The following is a 7,253-nucleotide window of genomic DNA, read 5'->3' as shown; positions in this document are numbered from 1 at the left end:
CATTACCGCTTGTTGAAGCAGCTTTATTATCTTACCACTCAGCTTCTTTTATGTCAACAACTTTTTTAAGTTATTTCCGAAGTTTTCGTTGTTGTCTGCTGTTCATCAGCGACGTTTAATAATATAACACCCTTTTGAAAATATGACAATAGTTTTTTTTAAAAAAATCATTAATTATTTTCTTTCATACTTATTTCAGTTTCTCTTCTATAGAAAGATAAGCTGTCTTGTGGTTTGGCATATTTTCTTGTATAGTAAGATTGAACTAAATACTTGATGACCACAAGGGGAGCATTAAAGCTGAGAGTGAACGTTTTGTTCTGACCCTTTGAACCTGTTAGTTAACGCTGGCGTAGGGATGTGGCAAAGCCAAATGATTTGCAGTTTATGTAAGCAGCGCGCGGACCTTTTCCCATCCTTCCCCGCGCTGCTTTTTTGTTTATCCTTGATACGGTTGTCTGACCAGGGGGAAAACTATGAATCATTCAACACAGCTTGTGCGCTTAATTGAAATAGCGATTATGACCGGGGCGGCTGTCATTCTTGACATTGTCTCAGGTATGTTTCTCCGGATGCCCCAAGGCGGTTCGGTCTCTATTATGATGATTCCGATTTTTTTGATTTCATTCCGCTGGGGAGTGAAGGCCGGGCTTACGACAGGCTTTTTAACAGGGTTTGTCCAGATCGCCATCGGCAATTTGTTTTTGCAGCATCCGGTGCAGCTATTTCTTGATTACATCGCGGCATTTGCAGTCCTCGGTTTCAGCGGCTTGTTTGCTTCCGGTGTACGGGAATCGGCATTGAATAAAAAAAGAGGCGCTTTAACGATGTATGTTATAGGCGGTGTTTTCATCGGCAGTGTGCTGCGTTATGCGGCACATGTGGTCTCCGGAGCTGTCTTTTTCGGAAGCTATGCTCCGAAGGGCACGCCGGTATGGATTTATTCGTCCGTCTATAACGCGACTTATATGATTCCTTCTTTTATCCTTTCGGCCATTGTCCTTATCTTATTATTCATGACTGCGCCGCGGCTTCTTGAAGCTAAGCGGACGAACTGAAACAGCAGGCGGTTTACGCCTGCTGTTTTTTTATTCCGGGCTGTGCCGTTCGTTTGAATCACTCAGTTCTTTTGTAAGTTCATTTATACTTTGTTTTATGTTTCCTTTGCCTGAAAAATTCTCAATAAGCTCTTTTACATTGATTCCGGAAGATGCTTTTAAGCTTTCCTGAAGACCGGCCATTAAATTGGTTGCGTAGCCTGTGACTTTATTGGCCCCGCCGTTTTCACCGCTTCCTCCCGTATCAACGACGGTTATTTTATCAATGTTGGAAAGAGGCGCTGAGACTTGCTTCGCATATTCAGGCAGCATTTTCACAATCATATCAAGGATTGCAGCCTGCCCGTATTTTTCGAATGCTTCGGCGATTTTTTCTTTAGCTTCAGCTTCTGCGAGACCTTTCAGGCGGATGACTTCCGCTTCGGTTTCTCCTCTCGCCTTTTCAGCCTCCGCTTTAGCAAGACCGTCAATTCTCACGCGTTCCGCTTCCGCCTTGGCCATCGCTTCGATGCTGTACTGCTCGGCATCCGCTTCGGCGAGCTGCTTCGCTTTTGCGGCTTCGGCCGCTTGTTCCACCGAGTAACGGTCAGCATCGGCTTTTTTCTTCACTTCAGAGTCATATTGGCGCTCACGGCGCAGGATTTCTTTTTCTTCCAATTCAATCTGCTTTTGCCGCTCAATAATTTTAATTTGCATTTCCTGCTCTGTCACCTGCTGGCGGGCTTTTGCTGTTTCAAGATCATATGCCTGATCGGCATTGGCTTTTGCTGTATCCTGCTCTCTTCTGTATTCCGCCATTTTCAGCTGATTGATTTTTTCCGCTTCAGCTATTTCCGTCGCCCGCTCCAGTTCTGATTTTTTTGCGTCTTTATCAGCGGCCGCGCGTTTAATCCTCGTCTCTTTATCCGCTTCTGCCGTGGCAATGTCCGCATCCCGCTTGACTTGGGCGATTCTCGGCTTACCTAATGATTCAAGATAGCCGTTTTTATCGCGGACGTCTTTAATCGTAAAAGAAACGATCATCAGCCCCATTTTAGCAAGATCCTGAGACGCGACCCGCTGGACTTCCTGAGAAAACTTTTCCCTGTTTTTATAAATCTCTTCAACGGTCATGGAGCCGAGGATGGAGCGCAGATGGCCTTCCAGCACCTCCCGTGCCTCCTGCTCACGGTCTTCCTTAGATTTCCCCAAAAATTGTTCAGCTGCTGTTGCGATTTCACCGATGGAGCCTCCGATTTTAATAATGGCGGTTCCGTCGGCCATTACCGGCACGCCTTGTTCTGTATAGACTTCAGGTGTAGAGACATCAAGTTTGCTTGACAGTAAACTGAGAGGTTCTGCCTGCTGGAATACCGGGAGCACAAAAGTTCCCCCGCCCCGGACGATTTTCAGACGATTTCCGCCTTCATCAATGTGGACGTTCTTATTTCCCAAATAACTTCCGGTCACGATAAGGGCTTCGTCCGGCCCCGCCGTCCGGTACTTCGTAATAAATACAGCAATAAGTGCGATGAGTAAAAAGAATACGATTCCGATAACGATGATAATCGGCATAGTCATAACAGTTCCCCCTTAGATATCAGATTGGTTCATGCGGCGTCACAAAAAGCACTCCGTCTTTCACGTCAATCACTAATACGGCCGTTCCGTACTTGATCTGTTCTTGATCAAAGCTGACGGCTGATTTAGAAATGGCGCCCCCTATTCCCTCTATGATCACTTCTCCATAGCCGTCTTTCGGGACGGAAGTAATGACCCTGCCGACTCTGCCCTTTAAATCCGTCTCCCGATATGCGAGCGATTCTTCCGCTGATGAAAGCGGGACAAGGACGAAGAAGTGAAGCAGGCTGACCAAAAGAACCGAAAGAACAAATGAAAGCAACGCAATGACAGGACTTGATAGCGGAGCGGCGATTTCGCCGATATAACCTGAGGCTGAAAAGATTGTTAAAAAAGACAGAATCAATGCAGGGTTTAAAAATGAAACAGGAATGGCTTCCGAGAGGCCGTGAAACACATCTTGAAAAAACAGAATCAAAAGCGTGAGACTTCCCGAAATAATCAATGTGTAAAGATAGACCGTTTCAAGCGGCAGATGAAATATGTTCATCTTCTATCCTCCTTTCGGCCGAGGTGTCGGAGTGTTACTTTATATACGGATGTAAAGGTAAATGGTTTCAATTTTCTGATAAGGAAGGCTGATTACATGATTATCCAATCCGGATATGATATGTTTACTCTAAAGGAGGAGATAGGATGAGCATTTTTAATGAAGCCAGACAGCAGACCTGGGAAGAACTGAAAGGACTCTCTGATGAGGAATTCAACCGAAAGCCCGCGGCTGATGAGTGGAGCGTGCGGGAAGTCCTTGACCATTTAAAGAAAATTGACGAAACAGCGCAGACCCTTTTATCAAAGCAGGCAAAAGACGCACCGTTTAAAAAAATCGAAGAAAAACCGATGGAGTTTATAGAGGACAGAACAAATAAACGGCCGGCGCCGTCACACCTAGAACCTGAGCAAAACCGAATATCAGTCATTGAAGCAAAACAAGAATTAGATACGGCAAGACAGCAGCTGACCGCAGTTATTTCATCATTAAACGAGGAAGACTTAGAACGTGTGCTTCCCCATCCTGTTTTTCAAGAACTGACGATCCGCCAGTGGATTGATTTTATCGGCCATCATGAAAAGCGTCACATCAATCAAATAGAAGAAATCAAACAAAAAATCGAAAAGGTCTGAGTCAGACCTTCTCGATTTTTTTCTTGGCGCGTTTCGGTTCATAAGAATGGATGGTGACCGCATCGCCCGTGCATATATCACCCGGGCGTTCAACAATACAGACAATTCCTCTTCTGCCCATCGCGTGCCTCACAAACGCCGCGGCGAGTTTTGGCTGATCCGGATAAAAGGATTGAATGACTTCTCCCGGCTGAATGCACGGATCATTTTCTCCCTCGCACAACAGAGACGCACCGCTTGGAAATATTATTCTGCTTCCTTCTTTAAGCGGCGTCAGTGCAGAAAAACCGCTGATTGCGATGTTAGCGCCGAGCCATTCGGGAAAGATATGAGAAATCCCCATCTTCTCCGCAATGTCATCACATTCCTCCATGGACACGATTGAAATTTGTCTCCGGTTAAAAATTTCTGTTCCTCTTTCATACATCGGCTCACGCGCGCCGGCCTTTTTTGTCAGTCCGAAATGCAGGTCACCGGGAAACCCGCCGTATTCCGCACGAAGCTTGTCCATCTTTTTGGTAACAAATTGTTCGGTATCCGCTATATATACGCCTTCCGTCTTTGCTGTTATGCGTTTCCACATCAGCCACCACCGCCTTTTTCTTGACATTATCCTTAAAAAACCCCGCTCTGTAAAGGAGCGGGGTTCATTTATTATACCGTTTTCGGTGTTAAGTCAAAGCAGCGTTTGTAAATCCAGTTGTATGCTTTCTCATTCAAATCTCTTGGATTTCCGAATGTTTGCGGATCTTTCATGGCTTCTTTTGATAAACGTTCAATCATGTCCGGAGACACACCTTGTTCTTCTAAACTCGGCACCTCTAAATCTTTTACAAGATCATACATCCAGTTGACGGACGCTTTTGCCGCTTCATCGGTTGTCATGTTGCTTGTATCGATTCCGAATGCTTTGGCGATGCGGGCGAATTTTTCCGGATAGCCTTTCCAGTTGTATTCCATTACCGGCCCCATCATAGCTGCGACGCATTGTCCGTGAGCGACAGGGATGATGCCGCCGAGCGTCTGGCTCATTGCATGCGCCGCGCCTGCTGATTCACTGCCGTATGAAAGGCCGGCAAGCATCGCCGCCTGCGCCATGCCGTATCTTGCTTCCAAATCCTCTCCGTCCGCAAACGCGCGCTTAATATAATGCGCCGCATATTCAATGGCCATTAAAGCGACGGCATCAGTGATCGGCTGCGCGAATTTCATCGTAAAGCACTCGATGGCGTGCGCAAGTGCGTCAATACCTGTCATGGCCGTCACATGCGGAGGCATGGACGTGTGCAGCTCAGGGTCAATGACCGTTAAATGCGCGGCGATAAGCGGTCCGCCCGTATTGAATTTAAATTCTCTTTCCTCATCTGTAATGACCGCCCATTGTGTGACCTCTGAACCTGTTCCCGCAGTCGTCGGGATCGTTGTCAGCGGAGGAATACGGTTTTCCAGCGGCTTTTTGCCTTCCGCGGCTTCATAATCAAGCACGCTTCCTTCGTGTGTCGCTTCTACCCCGATCGCTTTCGCTGTATCCATGGAGCTTCCGCCGCCGACAGCCACAAGGCCGTTGCAGTTTTCTTTTTTATACAGTTCTGATCCTTCGTTTACAAGACGTACAGGCGGGTTCGGCTCCACTTTGTTAAACAGGACGACTTCGATGCCCGCTTCCTGCAAAGATTCAATGACCGGGTTTGCCACTCCCGCGTTATAAATTCCCGGGTCTGTTACGAGCAGCGCTTTTGTGACGCCAAGCGCTCTGACTTCACTCCCCGCGTGCTGAATCGCACCGATTCCGTGTTTAATGACTGTCGGGATTTCGAATGTATGGAATTTATGCATGCTTTCTACTTTCATATTTAATGTCATATTGTATCTCCTCCTCGTTATGCTTGAAACCAGTTCACAGCCGCAGGTTTCGTGTTGCGGTAAATATGTTTGATTTCCGTGTATTCTTCCAGGCCGATTTTGCCGAGTTCGCGGCCGAAGCCCGATTGTTTGTACCCGCCCCATGGCGCTTGCGCGAAATACGGGTGGAAATCATTGATCCATACCGTTCCCATCCGCAGTTTGGCGGCTACGCGTTCGCATTTTTCAATATCCTTTGACCATACCGCTCCGGCCAGCCCGTAAATGGTATCGTTGGCAAGTCTGATCACTTCTTCTTCAGAAGAAAATGACTCAACTGTTAAAACGGGGCCGAAGATCTCCTCTTGGACTATCCGCATATCAGACTTGCAGTTTGAGAAAATAGTAGGTTCATAGAAGAAACCGTTTTGAAGGGCGGGATCATCAGGACGTTTGCCGCCTGTTTCCAGTTTTGCCCCTTCTTCGATGCCGATTTCTACGTATTTTTCGACTTTAGCCCGATGCTCGGCGGAAATCAGCGGACCGCTTTCCGTATCTTCATGAAAACCGTTTCCTAATTTGATGCGTTTCGTACGCTTGATCAGCTCGGCTAAAAATTCATCATGAATGGCTTCGTCCACCAAAAGACGTGACCCTGCCGAACAAACTTGGCCGGCATGGAAAAACACGGCGTTCAGCGCTTGATCTGCAGCTGTTTCGAGATCTGCATCTTGAAATACGATATTCGGATTTTTGCCGCCAAGCTCCAGGGCAATCTTTTTCACGTTGCCGCTTGCCGCCTGCATGATTTTTTTGCCTGTTTCAATTCCGCCCGTAAAAGAGACCAAATCGACGTCGAGGTTTCTCGCCAGCTCATCGCCGACAGAAGCGCCCGGCCCCAGCACGAGATTGGCGACCCCTTTCGGAATACCGGCTTCTTCTATTAATTGAAAGACTTTAATGGTTGTCAGCGGAGTAATCTCGCTCGGCTTTAAAACGATCGTGTTTCCGGCCGCAAGAGCGGGAGCGATTTTCCAGCTCGCCTGAAGGAGCGGATAGTTCCACGGCGTAATTTGTCCGCATACGCCAATGGGCTCTCTGACGATTTTACTTACGGAATCAGGAATCGGAGATGAAATGACCTCGCCTCCGTCTTTATCCGCCAAACCGGCATAATATTGAAATACATTTGCGATATCATCCATATCGGCTTTACTTTCTTCAATCGTTTTTCCTGTATCGAGCGATTCCAGCTCAGCTAATTCGTTCAGATCGCGTCTGATTAATTCCGCAATTTTCAGAACAAATTGTCCGCGCTCGAGCCCGGAAAGCACCGGCCACTCCCCTTCATCAAATGCTTTTCTGGCTGCGGCGATGGCTTTCACCGCATCGTCCCGGTCTCCTTCGCATACCGTTGCAATTTCTTCTTGATTAAATGGATTAATGATACGGCGGGTCTGTTTTTTTTCTGCACTGATCCATTCGCCGCCGATATAAAGCGTTTTGCTCATAAGAGTCCTCCTTACCGAAAAATAAGTTTGTTAAATAAAAATTTAATGTTTTTAACAATATTAATTTAACACATGTTTTTTTGCCTGTCAAAACCCG

The 7,253-nt window shown here is 46.9% G+C and carries 7 protein-coding genes and 1 riboswitch; of the genes, 2 read left to right on the top strand and 5 right to left on the bottom strand.

Features of this window, described 5'->3' with window-relative positions:
* Positions 1-275 precede the first annotated feature (275 nt).
* A riboswitch (TPP riboswitch) is annotated at positions 276-376 on the top strand.
* Positions 377-476: 100 nt separating this feature from the next.
* Positions 477-1,058: an energy-coupled thiamine transporter ThiT gene (gene thiT, locus AR442_RS10890; RefSeq protein ID WP_053285199.1), complete on the top strand. Its 582-nt coding sequence runs from the start codon at positions 477-479 to the stop codon at positions 1,056-1,058.
* Between the two features lie 30 nt (positions 1,059-1,088).
* On the opposite strand, the gene AR442_RS10885 is transcribed toward thiT, so the two are convergent.
* Together AR442_RS10885 and AR442_RS10880 are read right to left on the bottom strand one after the other, a co-directional pair.
* Positions 1,089-2,618: a flotillin lipid rafts scaffold protein FloT gene (locus AR442_RS10885; protein ID WP_014418715.1), complete on the bottom strand. Its 1,530-nt coding sequence runs from the start codon at positions 2,616-2,618 to the stop codon at positions 1,089-1,091.
* A gap of 19 nt (positions 2,619-2,637) precedes the next feature.
* Positions 2,638-3,168, bottom strand: coding sequence for an NfeD family protein (locus AR442_RS10880; protein WP_017419514.1), 531 nt, complete (start codon positions 3,166-3,168; stop codon positions 2,638-2,640).
* Between the two features lie 146 nt (positions 3,169-3,314).
* On the opposite strand from AR442_RS10880, the gene AR442_RS10875 reads away from it, so the two are divergent.
* The gene (locus tag AR442_RS10875; RefSeq protein ID WP_017419515.1) at positions 3,315-3,803 is read left to right on the top strand and encodes a DinB family protein; all 489 of its coding nucleotides are present in this window, start codon (positions 3,315-3,317) and stop codon (positions 3,801-3,803) included.
* 1 nt (position 3,804) lies between these two features.
* Here the strand turns inward: AR442_RS10875 and AR442_RS10870 are convergent, their stop codons facing one another.
* The 3 genes from AR442_RS10870 to betB all read right to left on the bottom strand — a co-directional run bounded on the left by AR442_RS10870 (position 3,805) and on the right by betB (position 7,156).
* Entirely contained in the window at positions 3,805-4,386 is a 582-nt protein-coding gene (locus AR442_RS10870; RefSeq protein ID WP_017419516.1) for an MOSC domain-containing protein, read from the bottom strand.
* Positions 4,387-4,457: 71 nt separating this feature from the next.
* Positions 4,458-5,666, bottom strand: a complete 1,209-nt coding sequence (gene gbsB, locus AR442_RS10865) for a choline dehydrogenase (protein WP_053285198.1) — start codon at positions 5,664-5,666, stop codon at positions 4,458-4,460.
* 17 nt (positions 5,667-5,683) lie between these two features.
* Positions 5,684-7,156, bottom strand: a complete 1,473-nt coding sequence (gene betB, locus AR442_RS10860) for a betaine-aldehyde dehydrogenase (protein ID WP_014418720.1) — start codon at positions 7,154-7,156, stop codon at positions 5,684-5,686.
* Positions 7,157-7,253: the final 97 nt, after the last annotated feature.

It is taken from the genome of Bacillus velezensis (genome assembly GCF_001461825.1).
Lineage (GTDB): Bacteria > Bacillota > Bacilli > Bacillales > Bacillaceae > Bacillus > Bacillus velezensis.
This window is presented reverse-complemented; position numbering and strand designations above follow the sequence as displayed.

Bases quoted from the DNA above. Each gene is read 5' to 3' on its own strand.
- AR442_RS10870 (WP_017419516.1), bottom strand. From the start codon at position 4,386: ATGTGGAAACGCATAACAGCAAAGACGGAAGGCGTATATATAGCGGAT.
- AR442_RS10885 (WP_014418715.1), bottom strand. From the start codon at position 2,618: ATGACTATGCCGATTATCATCGTTATCGGAATCGTATTCTTTTTACTC.
- gbsB (WP_053285198.1), bottom strand. From the start codon at position 5,666: ATGACATTAAATATGAAAGTAGAAAGCATGCATAAATTCCATACATTC.
- thiT (WP_053285199.1), top strand. From the start codon at position 477: ATGAATCATTCAACACAGCTTGTGCGCTTAATTGAAATAGCGATTATG.
- betB (WP_014418720.1), bottom strand. From the start codon at position 7,156: ATGAGCAAAACGCTTTATATCGGCGGCGAATGGATCAGTGCAGAAAAA.
- AR442_RS10880 (WP_017419514.1), bottom strand. From the start codon at position 3,168: ATGAACATATTTCATCTGCCGCTTGAAACGGTCTATCTTTACACATTG.
- AR442_RS10875 (WP_017419515.1), top strand. From the start codon at position 3,315: ATGAGCATTTTTAATGAAGCCAGACAGCAGACCTGGGAAGAACTGAAA.